General features: G+C 41.4%; 15 protein-coding genes. 8 read left to right on the top strand and 7 right to left on the bottom strand.

The genetic code is table 11. The features are described from left to right. Window positions 1-156: 156 nt before the first annotated feature. Window positions 157-315 carry a hypothetical protein gene (locus L2729_RS04245; protein WP_248987127.1) on the bottom strand — a complete coding sequence of 53 codons (159 nt, stop codon included), beginning with the start codon at window positions 313-315 and terminating at the stop codon, window positions 157-159. 13 nt (window positions 316-328) lie between these two features. After that, the gene (locus L2729_RS04250) at window positions 329-589 is read right to left on the bottom strand and encodes a hypothetical protein (RefSeq protein WP_248987128.1); all 261 of its coding nucleotides are present in this window, start codon (window positions 587-589) and stop codon (window positions 329-331) included. A 276-nt stretch (window positions 590-865) separates the two neighbouring features. Between L2729_RS04250 and L2729_RS21765 the strand changes: the two genes are divergently transcribed. After that, a complete protein-coding gene (locus tag L2729_RS21765) occupies window positions 866-1,768 on the top strand; it encodes a DnaJ C-terminal domain-containing protein (RefSeq protein ID WP_248987129.1) in 903 nt (300 codons plus the stop codon). A gap of 135 nt (window positions 1,769-1,903) precedes the next feature. Here the strand turns inward: L2729_RS21765 and L2729_RS04260 are convergent, their stop codons facing one another. Next, complete coding sequence (locus L2729_RS04260; protein WP_248987130.1) at window positions 1,904-2,365, bottom strand: hypothetical protein; 462 nt, start codon at window positions 2,363-2,365, stop codon at window positions 1,904-1,906. A 231-nt stretch (window positions 2,366-2,596) separates the two neighbouring features. Then, complete coding sequence (locus L2729_RS04265) at window positions 2,597-3,835, bottom strand: Xaa-Pro dipeptidase (RefSeq protein ID WP_248987259.1); 1,239 nt, start codon at window positions 3,833-3,835, stop codon at window positions 2,597-2,599. Between the two features lie 303 nt (window positions 3,836-4,138). On the opposite strand from L2729_RS04265, the gene L2729_RS04270 reads away from it, so the two are divergent. The 5 genes from L2729_RS04270 (at window position 4,139) to L2729_RS04290 (ending at window position 11,665) form a co-directional block, all read left to right on the top strand. Then, window positions 4,139-4,594 (top strand): hypothetical protein, encoded by a 456-nt coding sequence (locus L2729_RS04270; RefSeq protein ID WP_248987131.1) that lies wholly within the window; start codon window positions 4,139-4,141, stop codon window positions 4,592-4,594. A 660-nt stretch (window positions 4,595-5,254) separates the two neighbouring features. Next, complete coding sequence (gene tsaA, locus L2729_RS04275; RefSeq protein ID WP_248987132.1) at window positions 5,255-5,728, top strand: tRNA (N6-threonylcarbamoyladenosine(37)-N6)-methyltransferase TrmO; 474 nt, start codon at window positions 5,255-5,257, stop codon at window positions 5,726-5,728. Between the two features lie 356 nt (window positions 5,729-6,084). Continuing rightward, the gene (locus tag L2729_RS04280) at window positions 6,085-7,251 is read left to right on the top strand and encodes a BamA/TamA family outer membrane protein (RefSeq protein ID WP_248987133.1); all 1,167 of its coding nucleotides are present in this window, start codon (window positions 6,085-6,087) and stop codon (window positions 7,249-7,251) included. Window positions 7,252-7,354: 103 nt separating this feature from the next. Next, window positions 7,355-8,182, top strand: a complete 828-nt coding sequence (locus L2729_RS04285) for a hypothetical protein (RefSeq protein WP_248987134.1) — start codon at window positions 7,355-7,357, stop codon at window positions 8,180-8,182. Window positions 8,183-8,425: 243 nt separating this feature from the next. Then, entirely contained in the window at window positions 8,426-11,665 is a 3,240-nt protein-coding gene (locus L2729_RS04290; RefSeq protein WP_248987135.1) for an EAL domain-containing protein, read from the top strand. Window positions 11,666-11,724: 59 nt separating this feature from the next. On the opposite strand, the gene L2729_RS04295 is transcribed toward L2729_RS04290, so the two are convergent. Next, window positions 11,725-11,985, bottom strand: a complete 261-nt coding sequence (locus L2729_RS04295; RefSeq protein WP_248987136.1) for a DNA polymerase III subunit epsilon — start codon at window positions 11,983-11,985, stop codon at window positions 11,725-11,727. Window positions 11,986-12,547: 562 nt separating this feature from the next. Here L2729_RS04295 and L2729_RS04300 point away from each other — a divergent pair. Next, window positions 12,548-13,564: a hypothetical protein gene (locus tag L2729_RS04300; protein WP_248987137.1), complete on the top strand. Its 1,017-nt coding sequence runs from the start codon at window positions 12,548-12,550 to the stop codon at window positions 13,562-13,564. A gap of 66 nt (window positions 13,565-13,630) precedes the next feature. Here the strand turns inward: L2729_RS04300 and L2729_RS04305 are convergent, their stop codons facing one another. Then, window positions 13,631-13,780 carry a hypothetical protein gene (locus L2729_RS04305; protein WP_248987138.1) on the bottom strand — a complete coding sequence of 50 codons (150 nt, stop codon included), beginning with the start codon at window positions 13,778-13,780 and terminating at the stop codon, window positions 13,631-13,633. A 154-nt stretch (window positions 13,781-13,934) separates the two neighbouring features. On the opposite strand from L2729_RS04305, the gene L2729_RS04310 reads away from it, so the two are divergent. Continuing rightward, a complete protein-coding gene (locus L2729_RS04310) occupies window positions 13,935-14,114 on the top strand; it encodes a CCGSCS motif protein (protein WP_248987139.1) in 180 nt (59 codons plus the stop codon). Between the two features lie 320 nt (window positions 14,115-14,434). Here the strand turns inward: L2729_RS04310 and L2729_RS04315 are convergent, their stop codons facing one another. Next, window positions 14,435-16,711 (bottom strand): amidohydrolase family protein, encoded by a 2,277-nt coding sequence (locus L2729_RS04315; RefSeq protein WP_248987140.1) that lies wholly within the window; start codon window positions 16,709-16,711, stop codon window positions 14,435-14,437. Between the last annotated feature and the right edge of the window lie 127 nt (window positions 16,712-16,838).

A 16,838-nucleotide genomic window follows, 5' to 3' on the forward strand; every position in this document is an offset into this window, starting at 1 on the left:
GTATAGTTCGTGTTCTAAGTATTTGGCTGATGGGTTCCGTTAGGGATTGAGGGCTTAATCTCTATCCCATAAGGCTGGATTAGAACTTGACGTTGGATGGCGTAGCCTAGCTCATTCAAGGGTGCAATGAGCTAGGCATACAATATCAATAGACTATTAAGAAGCGGATTCGGCTTCGTCTTTCTGCGCTTTAAGTAAGACCGTTATCTGCAAATTGAGCATCATCATTTGAGCATCAATGTTTTTACGTTTCTCGTCAGCGGCTTCTGAATGGTCATTCGCAAGCGCTTGTTGCTGCTCTTGTAACTCTTTCATTTCTTCTTTTAGCTTATCTATTTTTCTCTGTGTCGGTGCGTGTATCAACTTTATCACTCTCTTGAGCTTCGGAACTGGCGACATTTTTGTGCATTGCAATGCCGAGTTCAGTAGATGATTTCTTTTGCCCTTCATCTGAAATAGACACGGTATCGGATTCGGCAGTCTGAGAGCTTGATGCTGCTGGTGGAGCAATATCAGTTCTTACCCTGACCTCTGCTTGCTGCATATTATGAATGATCGAAGATGCTGAGCCCAAGCCTGAGATGTTCATTGCTATTCCTTGCATAAGAAGATATTTGTTTATTGACCTTTTTATTAGGGGCTGTAGTGGATAAGTGGGAAGATCCAGACTCTGACCCACTTTCTTCCAAATATTTTCGTGAGAATGTGTAGATGGCGAGTTTAAATAATGAAATAGCATTACAATGTATAAACTAGACAAGATTGGACTAAATAGTCACTTGAACACATAAGCTTGTTAATATTTAGGGCGATAAGAGATAACTCTTGGCCCTTTTTTTGAGATATACATTAGTGAGGGTTTAGCGTGTCTAAACAAGATTATTACAGCGTGCTAGGTGTTTCAAAGGCCTCCTCAAATCAAGAGATAAAAAAAGCCTATAAAAAGCTAGCGATGAAGTACCATCCCGATAAAAATCCTGATGATGCAGCGTCAGAAACAAATTTTAAAAATGCTAAAGAAGCCTATGAAGTACTGACTGATGCTGACAAACGCCAGCAATATGATGATTTTGGTCATGATTCGTATGTAAACAATGGACAGGATGGACAACGTTATAGCCAAGGCGGGTTTAACGATATGTTTGGTGCCGGGTTTAGTCAGCGTGAACGTGGCTTTGGTGGTCACAGCTTTGATGCAAATGATTTTGAAAGTATGTTTTCTCAATCAAGAGGGCGAAGCCGAACTCAAAAAGGGCAAGATAAAGAGTTTGTGTTCACTGTAGACTTTGTTGATGCAGTGCAAGGTGCTGAAAAAGTCGTTGAACTACCGGTTAATGGCGAAAATAAAAAAATAAAGGTTAAGATCCCTGCAGGCATTAAAGACGGTGAGAAAATACGCTTCACCGGCAAGGGGAGTGCAGGAGTACATGGTGGGGCTGCTGGTGATCTATTTCTGACTATCGCCACCCGCGCTCATGCTTTTCTTGAACGTGAAGAGAACGATCTGATTTACACCAAGGCTGTCGATATGGTGACAATGGCACTGGGTGGTGAGATTGAAGTCAACGTATTGGATAAGCGCTTTAAGCTTAAAGTGCCCGCTGGGACTCAACATGGTCGAAAGTTCAAGATAAAGGGTAAAGGTGTTACGGATCGTAAAGGAGAAACCGGTGATTTGTTTGTGCAAATTAAGGTGGAAATTCCGAAGGATCTCACTGAAGAACAAAGTTCATTACTGGAACAGTTCAACGCTTTAAGAGAAAGTTAATACGCTTTAACCAGTGCTTCAGAGCAAGCTTGAAGCACTGGCCTCAACTTTAATCTCTATATGTACTCAGCGTACGTTTATCGTGAGCCTAGCTTATTTTGGTGCAAAATGAGCTAGGCAGACAATTTCTATAAGTTAATTAGAGGCCGCTTTGGCTTTGGCTTCGACTTCCTTTTTCAGTGCTTTCAGCAGGGTGGTCATCTGTGCACTGAGCATCATCATTTTATTATCGATTTCTTTGCGTTTCTTATCAGCACCCTCTGATTTATCACTCGCGAGCGCTTGTCGCTCCTGTTGTAACTCTTTTATCTCTTCTTTAAGTTTATCGATTTTTTTCTCTATATCGGTACGCGTATCAAGTTCTTCACTTTTTTGTTCTTGCGCTTTTGTGGTGGCAGAGTTTTTGTTCATCGTCATGCCAAGTTCAGTCGACAGCTTTTTTTGCGCTGCATCTGAAATAGACACGGTATCTGATTCAGCAACTGGGGAGGTCGATGTTGCTTGTGGAGCTATATCAGATCTTACCTTGATATCTGCTTGCTTCATGTTTTGAGTGAGCGAAGATGCAGAGCCTATACCTATACCTGAGATGTTCACTGCGATTCCTTGCACAAGAAGATAATTGTTTATCGGCCTTTTTATTAAAGGCTTTAGTACTAATTAATGGACTAATTGCAGCGTAAAGTGTTTGGCTACTCAATATTTGCAGCGGGTTAGCCTATAGCTTTTGCTTAATGCTTATGAAAATTAATCTGTAACTACGAATGAAAGAGGGGGGAAGCAGGATGAAATGGCTCATCCTGCTACTTGTTTGCGGGCAATGAAAGCTTATTCGCTGGCTAAGGACTTAAAGATTTGTCCATCTTTCATCACGAAAGTCACGTTTTCCATTAAGCTGATATTCTTTAGCGGATCACCCTCTACGGCGATAATATCTGCTAAGAATCCTACTTTTATTTGTCCCAAGTTGTTTTGTTTAAGTAAAGCGGCACTGTTAATCGTTGCTGCTTGCAAAGCTTGGGCTGGGGTCATACCAAATTTAACCATACGTGAGAACTGATTGCCGTTATCACCATGAGGGTAGATAGCGGCATCTGAGCCGAACACCATATTTGCACCGGCTTTGACCGCTTTTCTAAAACTGTCACGCTGCGCTTGTGATACCAGCTTTTCTTTGTTGATGTTCTCTTCTGGCACACCGTTGGCAGCGCCAAAGGCGAGGGTATATTCAGTATTGTAGATATCACAAGATAGGTAAGTACCCGCTTCTATCGCCATGTCGATCGCTTCATCATCCATAAAGCTGCAATGCTCGATACTGTCGACGCCAGCTTTTATTGATGCCTTAATACCACTGGTGCCATGTGCGTGAGATGCAATGACTAATCCACGCATGTGGGCTTCATCGACGGCAGACTTTATCTCTTCATAGGTTAGCTGTTGGACTCCCACCTTGGTTCCTTTAGAAAAGACTCCGCCTGTGGCACATACTTTAATGGCATTGGCGCCATACTTTATATTTTCTCGGACTTTAGCGCGTACTGCCCAAGGCCCGTCGGCGACCCCCTGTGCCTTGGCCTTTTTTTCTGGAGATGAGAAGTTATCGTCACAATGTCCGCCGGTAATACTAATAGCATGGCCTACAGCCCAAATTCTCGGCCCAGGAATTTCACCAGCGTTGATGCCGTCGCGGGTAGCTATCACTGCGTAGCCTGAAGCGCCTAGGTCTCGCACTGTCGTAAAGCCTGCCATTAGGGTTTTTTCGGCATTTTTCACCGCTTTTACTGTTTGGCGGGGAACCGAATAATTTTGTGATGCCAGAAAGTTATCCTCTGCATCACCACTTAGGTGAACATGCATGTCCATCACGCCAGGGAGTAAGGTTTTACCACTTAGGTCTACCAGTTTGTAATCGTTATTGGTTGGGATTTTTGATTGTTTGGTTACTTGGCTTATTTGATTGTCGCTAATCACTATTGCAACGTCTTTAATGGTTTTACCTTCGACTACATCCACGTAAGCATCTGCTATTAACAAGGTATCTTGTGCTAGGGTTGGCAGGCTCATTGTGATTGTGATTGCCGCTGCTAAGGATAATTGGAGAGAGGATTTCAAGTTGAATTTAGTTGAAGCCATTAACTCTTTATTATTTACCATCTTTGTGGTCTTCCCTTTATTGTTTTTAGTTGAAATAAGCTTGAAACCTATCATACGACAAATGTTAACTTAGTGTTAATGCTTGTGGCTGTATAATCTAAACTAGTGAGGTCAGAGTAAAATAAATTGGGATTTACTGCGGTGTGACCTTGAGCGAACGAAGAATGTATTAGGCGTTTTTAATATAAATTTCAGTTATGTTTATTATAATTAGTGCTTTGTTATGTATTTCAACCGTTAAAAGAGGAGTCCGTCATCAAGGATAAACATAATTCAAACTCTACTCGCCGAATGCCTTGGGTTTCTATCGGTGTTATCACATCGATAGCGATACTTTTTGGACTGTTGTTAATGGTGATGCCTAAAGGTTTTAAGACCACTCACGAACAAATCGGTACAGGGAGCCCTGCATTGGTGTTTGTTTATGATCCTAACCTTACTGTGAGTGGTAGCCAGACAGAACAAATGAATGAGGCCCGCGATCATCTGGGCGATCAAGCGTTCTTTCTTCTCGCCAGAATGGGGACTCCAGAGGGAGAACAACTGATTGCTAAATACCGCGCCAGCTCTGCTGAACTTTTACTCTTTGATCCCGCCGGCAAACTGATCAAAAGGCAACCCGCGGTGAAAAGTGCTCGCGAGCTTATTCAGTGGCTGCAGGGCTCATAATGAGAGCCTGAGTAAGATTTACTCAGGCGAACTTTTTATCACGATAGCCAGAAGAAGCATAGAGCCTCCATCTGTCTTGTATGGCGTATGTAAAACTCAATCCTATCTACACTATTAAAGGTAAAAGTTAGGTCATTGCAACTTTGCCATCTCAATAGTGTGGGACTTTACGCAGATGCATTTCTGGCTCGCTGCCAGCGAGCAAAGCTCATTTCTAGCGGTTACCGTCGCCTAGAACTACGACTATTATGTGATGTTTCCGGTAACATTAAATAATGAGATCAGCCTTTGGTTAACAGTCTCTTGCCTGAGTTATACCAAGCTAAGAGTACACATTCACATTCATACTCACCATATCTCAGAGTGTTTCGTCCCAGCTCTGCAAACCAGCATTGGTAATATTGTCCCGGTAAAGGTTGTTCAGGTTCTCGACTCAAAGAGTGAGAATCATATGCATGTAAAAGTTGCAGTAGCAGGTCGTTATTTATGGGGGAATGCCACTGCCTGGGCTTGTAATGACTTAAAGAGAAGCTAGGGTTTGTCTCTTTTTGCCCAAATAAAAGGTGTTAGCATGACGACGTCAGACTTGACTTAATCTCACTAACCTATAGCGAGTGTGTTTATGGTCACAGTCATAATACTCATCGGAAAGAGATAGCAATGATCGAATTTACTCCTATAGGATACGCAAAAACCCCCTTCAAACAGATAGAGAATGTTCCGGTACAGGGAGCTGGAATATCCAAAGATATCGGTGAACTTATACTCAATGAAGAATATACATTGGGTTTGGACGATCTCAACGGCTTCTCCCATATTTACATCGTTTTTCATATACATAAATCCGAAGGATATGAGTTAAAGGTGAAGCCTTTCTTGGATAACGAACACAGAGGTATCTTTGCTACACGATCACCTAAACGGCCCAATGCCATCGGATTATCAATCGTCGAAATCGAGAGGGTTGAGGCTAACCGCATCTTTGTTCGGGGCATAGACTTATTAGACGGGACCCCGATCCTGGATATCAAACCCTATATACAGTCTTTTGATAATATTAAAAACACCAAAGATGGCTGGTATGAGCGAGGCTTAGACCCCCTTACTGTTCGCTCAGATAATCGATTTGCCTAATCTGTATCTATCGAGAACGAAAGGGCTATTAGCCTCGACTTTACCTGATTCGTTCTCGTTTTTTATAGGCAGGTGAAAATACCATTTACAAAGCAAATTTAGATAATGAGTATCGCTATATATTTTTAGTTTACGCTGAATTCACTTTTTCGATTGTTGAATTATTTTGGAGTGTTAAAATGCGCTCGGCAAGTCGATTGACTGCTTGAAAGGTCGTTGTGTGGTTCGAATGAAACCACAGTGAAAGTAACAAAAGTAAGGGGCGAAAAGTGCAAGCTGACCTTACCTAACCTCTTTTGCAAACAGTATCGCGCCGGCCTTATGCCCATAATTCTTCATTATTGATTAGAGTGTTTATGAAACGGATTTTATTGTTAACCTTGTTTGCTTTTCCTAATCTAGCTGTCGCTGTTGAGCCTCTGTTTGAAACTCCTGAGAACATGGAACCGACGTGGGTCGATAACATCTTGTCTGTTTTTGGTGCCGACGGTGAGTTTGATGACAGCAAAGCGATTGATATGAGTTACTTACCCACGGCGTATTACACACCCGAGAAGAAGTTTGGTGTTGGTCTGTTGATGGTGGGCTTGTATAAAACCGATGGTGCATCGAGTGAAGAGCAACCGTCGTCGTTAGTATTGAATTCGTTTGTGTCAATGAACAACTCTTACGGCGTTGAAGTTGAAAATATGACCTTTTTCAATGGTGGCAAACAGCGTTTATTACTCGGGCTCGATCTGCATAATGAAGCTTCAGTTTATTATGGGCAAGGTATCGAACAAGGGGATTTAGACAGTAATCATCATGAGTTTGAAGAACAGGTATATGGCTTCAAACCTCGTTGGATGACGGAAGTCGCCGATAATTATTTTCTAGGTGTGGGCGCTGACTTTACTTACGCCAGTGCCGACAAGTTAGAGTTGGTCGAAACGGGCATGCCTGTGGAGTCGGCTGATATTTTGCCAAATAACTTTAGCTCAGGTTTGGTTGTGAGCAGTATTTATGATTCGCGAGATTATCGACTCAATGCCACCAAAGGTTGGTTATTCCAGATTGAAGCCGGTTTATATCAAAACAGCGAATACTCAACGTTTTCGACTTATGATATTGAGTTAGCGAACTACATTGATTTGAGCTCCACGTCATTGTTGAGTGCAGCGCCAGGACTCATCGCCTGGCAAGTGCAGGCACAATTTACTGATGGTGATGTGCCTTGGAACTTATTGCCTGATCTGGGTGGTTCTAGTGCGATGCGTGGCTATATCAAAGGCCGTTATCGTGACGAGCAAATGATGATGGGACAAGTTGAATATCGCTTACCTATATTCCAACGTTACGGCATGGTGTTTTGGGGCGCGGTCGGCAGTGTTGCACCCAAAGTGAGTGACTTAAGCGAGGAGCTATTAACCTCCTACGGCACAGGTTTCCGCTTTAATATAAAAGATAATATCAATTTACGCTTTGATATCGGCGTGGGTGAAAACGAAACTAATTTCTACCTTAATGTGAAAGAAGTTTTTTAACTTTAGTGACAGGAACGGCCACGACGATGAAAGCGATTACGAGCTTAGACAGCATGCAGCGTATTGTGGGTGCTGTAGTGAGTACCGTTAAGTCATGACCACAATGGCCTCAATCATTACTCGATTAACGGTGTGTGGCTTTAGTTCTTTGCTTGGGCCAGTATTATTGCTGGCGCTGGCTTTTTCACTGCCGCTATTGAGCGATAACGCCTTTGCAAGCGCGTTACGGCTGAGCCAACAAGTACCATCTCAAACATCTTCTCAATCGCTGTTGCAAGAACCGGAGCTGATAGCCGAACAGTGCAGCCGCAGTTCACATTACGATATTTATCTCAGTGGTATACATACTGGAACCATGAAGCGAACCGAGACTTGGCAGGGGACAACGGCGGTGGTTATCTCAGAAAGTGAAGCCAGTATTTTAGGGATCGGCACGCAATATCATCAACGGGCAGAGTTATCGTGGTCCAATAGCACCAATGAGTGGCTCACGGATAAATTTCATCAAAAAGTGAGCGGGTTTCGGGCCAGAGATATGCAGGTTTCTTTTAGCAATAACGGTCGTGAGTCTCGGGTTGATCTTGATGGTGACATCGAAAGCTACAGCTCAGCCAATATTGCGCTGCGTGATGTCGATACATTGGCAATTCAAATGCGTCAATACTTGCTTCAAGGCCGCCAACAATTTGCGTTAATCAGACAAGCTTCGGATGCGATAGAGCCTTATCAATTTTATGTTCAAGATAAACAGACCGCAAACATAGAGCCTTGGGGCGAGTTAACCTTAATCCCTATTAAGCAAACAGGTGCTGAAGAGGTGACCTACTATTTTGCTCCAGCGATGGATTATCAATTAATTAAAGCCCGTTATCACGGCATCATCATTGAAGGGCTTATCGAACTGAATCAGTACAGTTCATCTTGCGAGTAAATCTTCTCAAATCTGCAACTTTAGGGTCAGAGAAAACGTTCTTCAAATCACTCCTAATGCCATTAGGGCGCTAGACATATAAGCCTAATAGGCCTGCATATTTCATCCGTTATTTTTTATTTCCCTATAAATCCTGTGCATTACATCAAACAAAACTCATATTCTAATAATCTATCCTAGAATACATATATTAGCCGTTGATAAATACAAAACTAATCTAATCAAATCAGCAACAGGATGTGCATGGGTAACGTTGGACTATCACAAAGTAAATACTCTACACGGGTCATTCTTGTAGGATTTGCAATCATGGTTCTGTTGGTGATGCTATTTGTTTTCATGGCGGTAGATGAAAACAAAAAGCTTGCTGAACTCAATCATAAAATGTACCAGCATCCCTTTTCGGTCAGTATCGCGGTATTAGAAGCCAATGGCGATATCCTTGCCATGCACCGATATATGAAGGATGCGGTGTTAGCTAGAAATAAAGATGAATTAGACATCGCTATCTCGCAAGTTGATCAACATGAAGAAGAAGTGTATCGACATTTCGAATTCATCAAACAACGTTTTCTTGGGGATAAAGAAAAGATTAATGTCGCCTATATATCTTTTGTTGAATGGAAATCTATACGTGATGAAGTGCTGGCTTTGAAACGTAATAACCAACATCAACTCGCTGCAGGTATTACCACAGGAAAAGAAGCGCAGCATGTTAAAGATCTGAACCAAAACATGACTTTTTTAATCGACTTTGCGCGTAACAAGGCACTTGAGTTCAAGGAAAGTAGCCAACGCTCTTATGATTTGAGCAGGACCTCTTTATATTCTTTGCTCATTTTTACAATCTTATCCAGTATTATCACCGTGTTTTTTGTCATCTTTCTGGTCAGAAAAGCAGAATATTCTCGCAATGAAAGTGAAGAACGCTTTGAAGCTATTTTCAATAACGCCGAAGTTTCTATTTGGAGTGAAGACTTTTCTACGGTTGTTATTGCACTAGAAGAATTGAGGCAGAAAGGGATCGTTGACCTAAGAACATATTTGTATGCGGATATAGATTTGGCTTGGGATTTTGTGGCGATGGTTAAAGTAAATGCAGTTAATAATGCAACCTTAAAGCTCTTTGGTGCAAAAAACCAAGCAGAATTTATCAGTAAAATTGACCAAACTTTTGGTGATAATGCGATTGATGTCTTTATTGATGAAATGTGTGCCATCTGGACTAAACAAGAAACTTTTTTATCTGAGGCCAACTTTCAGACGTTAGATGGCAAAGAAATCAAAGCTCTTATTTCATTTCAAACGCCATCATCGACAAATAGTTTCCGTAATGTTCCAGTGAGTATTGTTGATATTTCTGAACATAAGAGATTCGAAGAAAAACTAAAACTGTCATCTCGAGTTTTTAGTGACACCCATGAAGGCATCGTCATTACTGACGCCGACAGAATGATTGTCGACGTTAACCCCGCTTTCTCAGACATTACTGGCTACAGCCGTGAAGAAGTTATAGGTAAAAATCCTAATATGCTAAGTTCGGGTAAGCATCAGCCTGAATTTTATACTAAGATGTGGCAGCAAATCACCGAGCAGGGTTATTGGCAGGGAGAAATTTGGAATCGTAGGAAAAATGGAGAAGTTTACGCAGAAATGCTCACCACCTCCTCACTGAAAGATGCTGATGGCCGCATCGTTAACTATTTAGCTATGTTCTCCGATATAACACACAGTAAACGCCAACAAGAGAGTATGCGTCGAATGGCTCATTACGATGCCCTGACAGGACTCCCTAACCGAACACTACTACTCGACCGTTTTAATCAAGCGATTGCCCACTCAAAACGTTCAGGCACATTGCTTGCCGTTTGCTTCCTTGATTTAGATGACTTTAAGCCTGTAAATGATCTTTTTGGTCATGATATAGGGGACAAGCTACTGATTGAAGTGGCCCATCGCCTTGAATTAGCGTTAAGAACCGAAGACACGGTTTCACGTCTTGGTGGTGATGAATTCTCTATGCTCTTAGGTGATATAAAATCCACGTCTCAATGTTATGAGATACTCGATAGAATGATTCACTCGGTCAGTGCGACCTATTTTATTGACGAACGCTACATTAACATCAGTGCCTCCATTGGGGTCAGCCTATCGCCATTAGATGGTGTGGAGCTAGATACTCTGCTACGCCAAGCTGACCAAGCGATGTATCAAGCGAAACAAGAAGGGAAAAAAAATTACCAGTTTTTTGATTTAGAGCAAGCACAAGAAACAACCCTGCGGCATGTAAAATCACAAGAAATTAAGCACGCTTTATTTAACCATGAACTGTGTCTATATTATCAACCGAAAGTGGATATGGCCTCGGGTGATATCATTGGAGTTGAAGCGCTAATTCGTTGGCAGCATCCTGACAAAGGGCTTATTCCTCCCATGGCGTTCTTACCCCTTATCGAAGGGACTGAAATAGAAATCCAAGTTGGTGACTGGGTGATTGATCAAGCTATGGTTCAGCTTGAGCGATTAAATAACCAAGGCATTAATCTAGAGATGAGTGTCAATGTCTCTTCGATGCAGTTCTTAAATAACGGCTTTTTTGACAGTCTTAATGAAGCACTTAATCGTCATCATAATATCGACTCTCGTAACTTCAAGTTGGAAGTTTTAGAAAGTAGCACCTTAGGAAATGTTGAGCGGATCAGTCACATTATTCGCGCTTGTCGTAATGATTTAGGTGTACGAATTGCATTGGATGATTTTGGCACTGGTTACTCATCACTGTCCCATCTTTGTCAGCTTCCTGCGGACACAATCAAGATTGACCAAAGTTTTGTTCGAGATGTATTAATAGATCAGAATGATTTCTCTATCATTGATGGCGTGATTGGGCTAACTAAGTCATTCAACCGACACGTCATTGCAGAAGGTGTCGAAACGACAGAACATGGCCTGATGTTACTTTTGATGGGCTGTCACTATGCACAAGGTTATGCGATATCAAAACCTATGCAGGCAAGTAAACTTGTTGATTGGATTAAAGAGTACCAACCCAACCAAGCTTGGATAGAAAGCAGTCAAGAGGAAATGACACTGCAAGTCAGGAGAGTAAAACAACTTGAATTGATACTCAAACACTGGCTTAAAAATATAGAGAATTTGATGCAAGAGGATTCAAAGGATCAAATTGATATCGGCAATATGGATTGTCATTTTGACAAATGGGTTAGGCGATTAAGAGAAGATAAATTATTCGAGGGCTCATGGATTAATGAACTGGAACAGACCTATAACGTTATGCACACTGTAGCGCGGGACATTATAAGGAGTTATCAAGCTGGTACTTGTACCTCTAAAATAGATGCATTAAGCAAGCTACATATTGAATTTGATAAAATACTATCGATGCTCGGTAAGTATAGACAACCAAGGGGTATGAGCCCTTTAGCAAGCGTCACATATCTGCATCGGCCCTTGAGTCGATAAATTTTTTTTAAACATGATCCAGCCATAATAATTATCTCACTATGGCTGTTTATCGTGTTTTACTTTTCAGTAAACTCCGCTTGAATCTTTTCTAATTCTTGCTGTTCTCTAAGTTTAGCTTTGACAATGGCTTCTTGTTGAAGCGTTGCTTGTCTTTCCTTAAAGCTGAATTTCTCTTCTTTAGTCAGAAACTTAAAGGCTTTATTATTGGCAAGTACGTAAGCAACGACATCTTCGCCCTTTACTCTGCGCTCATCGACTCGTTGTGAAAAACGGTCGTTATCTCGGACTTTACGCTCTTCAGCATTTAATTTACTCATATCTTGTATCCTCATTAGTTAATCACAGTAGCGTTTCACTACGTTCAGTCAAACAAATGAGTGTGTTGCACATTCATAAAGCTGATAGGGAGATTTTAGCATAATATGCGTTGTAAGCCCTATGGTATCTACCTTTTGTCAGGTTTTATGCTGTTAGAAGTTAGATCATAATCAATAATAAAACCAAGGCACTGCTCCACAGACAAGGTGTAAACAAAGATGCCAAGCCCCTTTTTTTACACTTTTATCATTGAGGGGCCACAGCGCTGGCTTCCGCAAGTTCTGTACCGGGGCAAATTTCTCCAGTTCACTCTCTCTTTGGCGAACTGGGACGTTGGGTTCATCTCTTAATATTCCTTGTTTCATGATAAATAAACAGCCAGTGATTATTCATAGCGGGCAATATTATTGCGTGTTTCTTGTGCGAAATGAGGGGTAGTTAACGGTTTTGATTAGCTTTTTTGTGGAATTTGTTGATATTTTGTTTCAGCTTCGATGACTTTGGTTAGTAAACAGGTTATAACTTTTACAACATAGAGAAATTCAAAATTTTGGGGAAATGATGAGTCCATGGTTTAATAATGTTCAACTTGGCTTCGACATGGCAACAAGTTTGACTATTGTCGGTGCAGCCATTACTTGGGCTGTTCGTCAAAAAAAGCAAACAGAAGCAGAAAAAGTCAGAGGCATCAATCAACAAGTTAGATCGACAAGCCTACAGAAGGTTCAGCATGTGCTGATTGAGATGGAAGATCAGTTTTCAGTATTGATAGATGAATCTCAAAAGTTCGAAAATATGATTGATAATCGTGTTAAAAAAGTTGATGGTCAGTTTGATTACTCACGTTTAAATTCAGCCATTAAAACAGACAGCGACTTTCTTACCAATGCGATTGATAGATTAGGCAATATACGTGAAGAGATTGGTCGTTTTTATGAATCAATTCAAGTTAGGCGTTATAGCCTGATCCCCTTGCTTGATGCTATTGATGAAGGTGATAAGTATATTGGTGTGTTCCAGAAAAACATCGATGAGGTCGGTGAGGCATATAATCGGGTTTCTTCTGGCAATGTACGACTGTTAAAAGAGTTGGAAAATGTCGTTAACTTGATTAATGCAGAATATGGTGATGATCTTAAAGATCTCAGTGATGAACAGCGTCACGCTTTAATCAAGCAAACATCTTCAAATGACACCCTCATGAGACCTATTAAATCTATCGTATTTGACGAGGATTATTTTGAATGGGTGCAAAGATTTGTTCCTGAAGGCAAAGAACAAGACTTTTTAGAAAAAGTGATTAGACCGAGTCAAATTGAAGATCAAGATTTGTGTGCTTCGGTAATCATCAACTTCATCTTGTCACTGTTCCGAAAAAATCATGAGTTGATCTCTCAAGTGTTAAGCACTGCTTCCTACACTGTTATGCAAGCAAGAATGGAGTGCAAAGACATCTTGATTTCATTAAGCGCGATTTCGCATAAGCTGGTCATGGATAATAATCCTGAATCATTAAACTCAGTGATTGAGAAGTATGAATCTAAAGAGTATTTTGGTCGAGAGACTAAGATTCGTTAGATAATCATTAAGTGCGGAACTGTCTGCATTAGAGTGCGTTACTCACTAATAAACCTCAGTTTCTCGTCAAGAGTACTGGGGTTTTTTTATGTCCCATCCCATCGCTGGGTAGAAGATAGTGTCATTCACGTCAAAACGAAAGAAAATCCCTTGTTGATGATGGGCTATTTGGCTGCGATTGATGCTATGGCTTTGCTTATCTGCGATGAAAGCCAAAACGGATCCTTATACCGATTCAGTTTTGCGACTGGTTAGCGACGACAAACTCTCATTGTAAATCACGCCAAAGAGAGTGATTAATAGTTGACTAAATTACTCGGGAATTATAACATGCGTTAAAAATACACCTTTAGCGAGTTATGGAGTTTATATGTCAGTATCATTCAAAAAAATATTTGGGTTGAATAAATCAGAGAGTCAGGCTTCTGTACTAACACCTACCAAGACAGTCGAAAAAGCGGCAAAAGTTGAAACGACTAATGCTGCCGTAAAAGCTGAAAATGCAAAACATGGTGACAATGGTGTGTGTTGTGGTTCTTGCTCCAATTGAGTTTTAAGTCCAAGGGCATTTTAGGCTACCAAATATTGACTGTTTACTGTCGTTATACCAACACAAAAGGTATGTTGTCCGATCTAGGCTAATAGCGGATTTAGCAATCCGCTTGATACTTCGTTAACGATAGTGCAGATACTTTTTGAGGGTGACAGAGTGGTTTGTCTGTTTAAGATTGTTAATAGCTAGCGAATAGCGTTTTTTTAGATTGATTGACTCAGGGAGTGAGAGCGGGGGGAAATGACCTCCGATATAAACTCATCTTTCAAGTTTATCCGGAGATCTGCAAGTGTACTGTTAGCTAGCTCTGGCGCTACTTAGCTTGAACACACAGGGCTATTAATTTCCACATCGACCTCTACATTTATACCCACATCAGATTTATCATCGTCTTTTATCTTATTAGTCTTGAGTGAATACACCTTTTCGCCGCCGATCCATGTCTCAAGTACGTTATCGGTATGACGCATTCTTAAGAATGGATCTTTCATTGTCACCGGATCGATTTTGAGGATGACAAAGTCGGCAAATTTTCCGATTTCGAGTGACCCCACCCATGCGTCGGCATGACATTGCCATGCGGCGTTGTACGTCGCGGCGGCTAATGCCTGTGAGCCAGTTAGGCGTTCTGCTGCATTTAATGTATTTAGGTCTCTAACAGGGCTGCTTATTGGGCCTACCTCGTTATTTTCTATGAAGCTTTTGGTGTAGTTTTTTATCGCTGGACTAGCCTCTGTTATCCGAGTCATCGACTGCTCCATCAAGCGCAGGGTGCCAATTGGTGATACAGGGAAGTCACTGTGGAGGGTGATTTTGGCACCTGATTTGATTGATGATTGACACAAATCGAGACTTTTTCTTGCTTGCTCTTTAAAAATGATTTGTTCAAATGCATGACCCCAATAACCGACATGACCGATTAAAAAACTGGGATGCAGCGAAAGTGTCTTCATGTCTTCAATTCTGTAGATATCAAGCAGTGAGCAATGTTCAATTCTATGCCTCATATTGGCCCAGTCTAGTGGCGTGTAACCGATATCAATGGCGGTGTTATATGCCGTTTTATAAACTTCAATGGTATTGTCGATGGCATTATCACCATTGGCATGGATCATCAGTGGCCAGCCTTTGAGGTTAATGGCGGTATTTACCATCACTGGAAAGGAGAGGTTATTGGTATTTTCGGCTGGAAAGGTATCCATCTTCATGTTGAAGTTAAATATTCCCTTCGAATTTTTTATATACGCATCTGCGGGGGTTGGGGGGTAGCAATCGTAAGATTGATATTGGTAGCCGGTTAAGCCTTGATTGGAGCCGTCAGCTACTAACTTGATATTACCGGTAAAAGTATATTGATACTCGGATGTCTTCGGGCAGTCAATGGCTTGCTGTATACCGTTTAAATCAGCATATTCTAGCGCTCCACCAATACGCACTGGCGGTAAAGCCGTTTCATATTTTTGCAAAAATCTTATTTGCTCGTTGGTCAATGCAGCATCATATAAAAAGGTCATCCCTTTTTTCAGCGCGTTGGTTAGCAGTGCATCTAGGGACTCTATTACGCTTTTTTGATTTATATATAGCGCTAGTTGATCATCTGGAATGGCACACAAAGCCCACAGTATTTGCTCCATTTCTTGCAGTTGGCCATTATATTTGTCAATAAACGCCATTTTTGCGGCTTTGCTTTTATCGCCCAATTCGTTTTTAAAACTTTGATACGTCGTAGGCCTAGTTTTCTCTAACCATAATAGAAGTGGGGTCTTCTCACCCGCTGATTGTTCTTCTTTGGCATATTCGGCCCAAAAGTCCCAGGTCGCTTCTGAGGCTCTAGTGTTGATATACAATGTATGGGCTGAAGCACTGAGAATGGCGAGTGGGTACTTTGGGTCTTCCTTAGTTGCCCCGTTTAGGCCATCTAAGGTGGCTAGATCGAGAGTGGTTAATAAGTCTCCATCAAAAGGCATGAATGAGGGATCGATATCCTTTCCCAAAACCCAAGTGTTATTTGTTATTTCTTTGTCTTTGTACTTGGCAATTGCTTCAGTGAGCGTGTCCTTGATATATGCTAAGTCGTAATCAGGCCTCATCATCTGATTGTCTATGCCAGAAAAGGAGGTGAATTTGCTTATCAGTGCATCACCGCAAGTATGAACATGGGGGTCAATTAATCCAGGGAGCAGAGTTTGGTCAGAGGTTAGTTTTTGGTGAGTAATCGTTAGTTCGTTTATCCTTTCTTGCTGTACCTGTTGACTCTGGGTTTTATCAATCTGTTGTTTCTTTTGGTTGACCGCAAGTTCAACTGCTGTTTTTACATGTTGGAGTGTGCCCACCGCGATAATATTACCGCCGATCGCCCCTATTGCTTCAACGATTTTATCCGCATCACCTTGTGTGACTGGGCGTATGGTACCGCCGCTAATAATGAGTGGTTTACTGCTGTTTTTATCAGCCTGATTGGGCAGTGGCAGCGTTTGTAGAGAAACCTCAACATTAATATCAGTCTCTACTACTATTGCATTGAGTAAGCTCTTACCAAACGGGTCATTACAGCCACAGTGTGTACAAGCATGATCGTGAGTATGTGTTTTCATGAATAATCTTCCTTTACTATGTCATGTGATCTAATCATTAGTGACTCAGAGGTGGATCGTCCAACCCTGCTGGCCGTTACTATTACTGTTTTCTAACAGTGCTGCAGCATGGCAACAGTAATAGCGT

The organism is Shewanella gelidimarina, from assembly GCF_023283945.1.
Taxonomy (GTDB): Bacteria; Pseudomonadota; Gammaproteobacteria; order Enterobacterales; family Shewanellaceae; genus Shewanella; species Shewanella gelidimarina.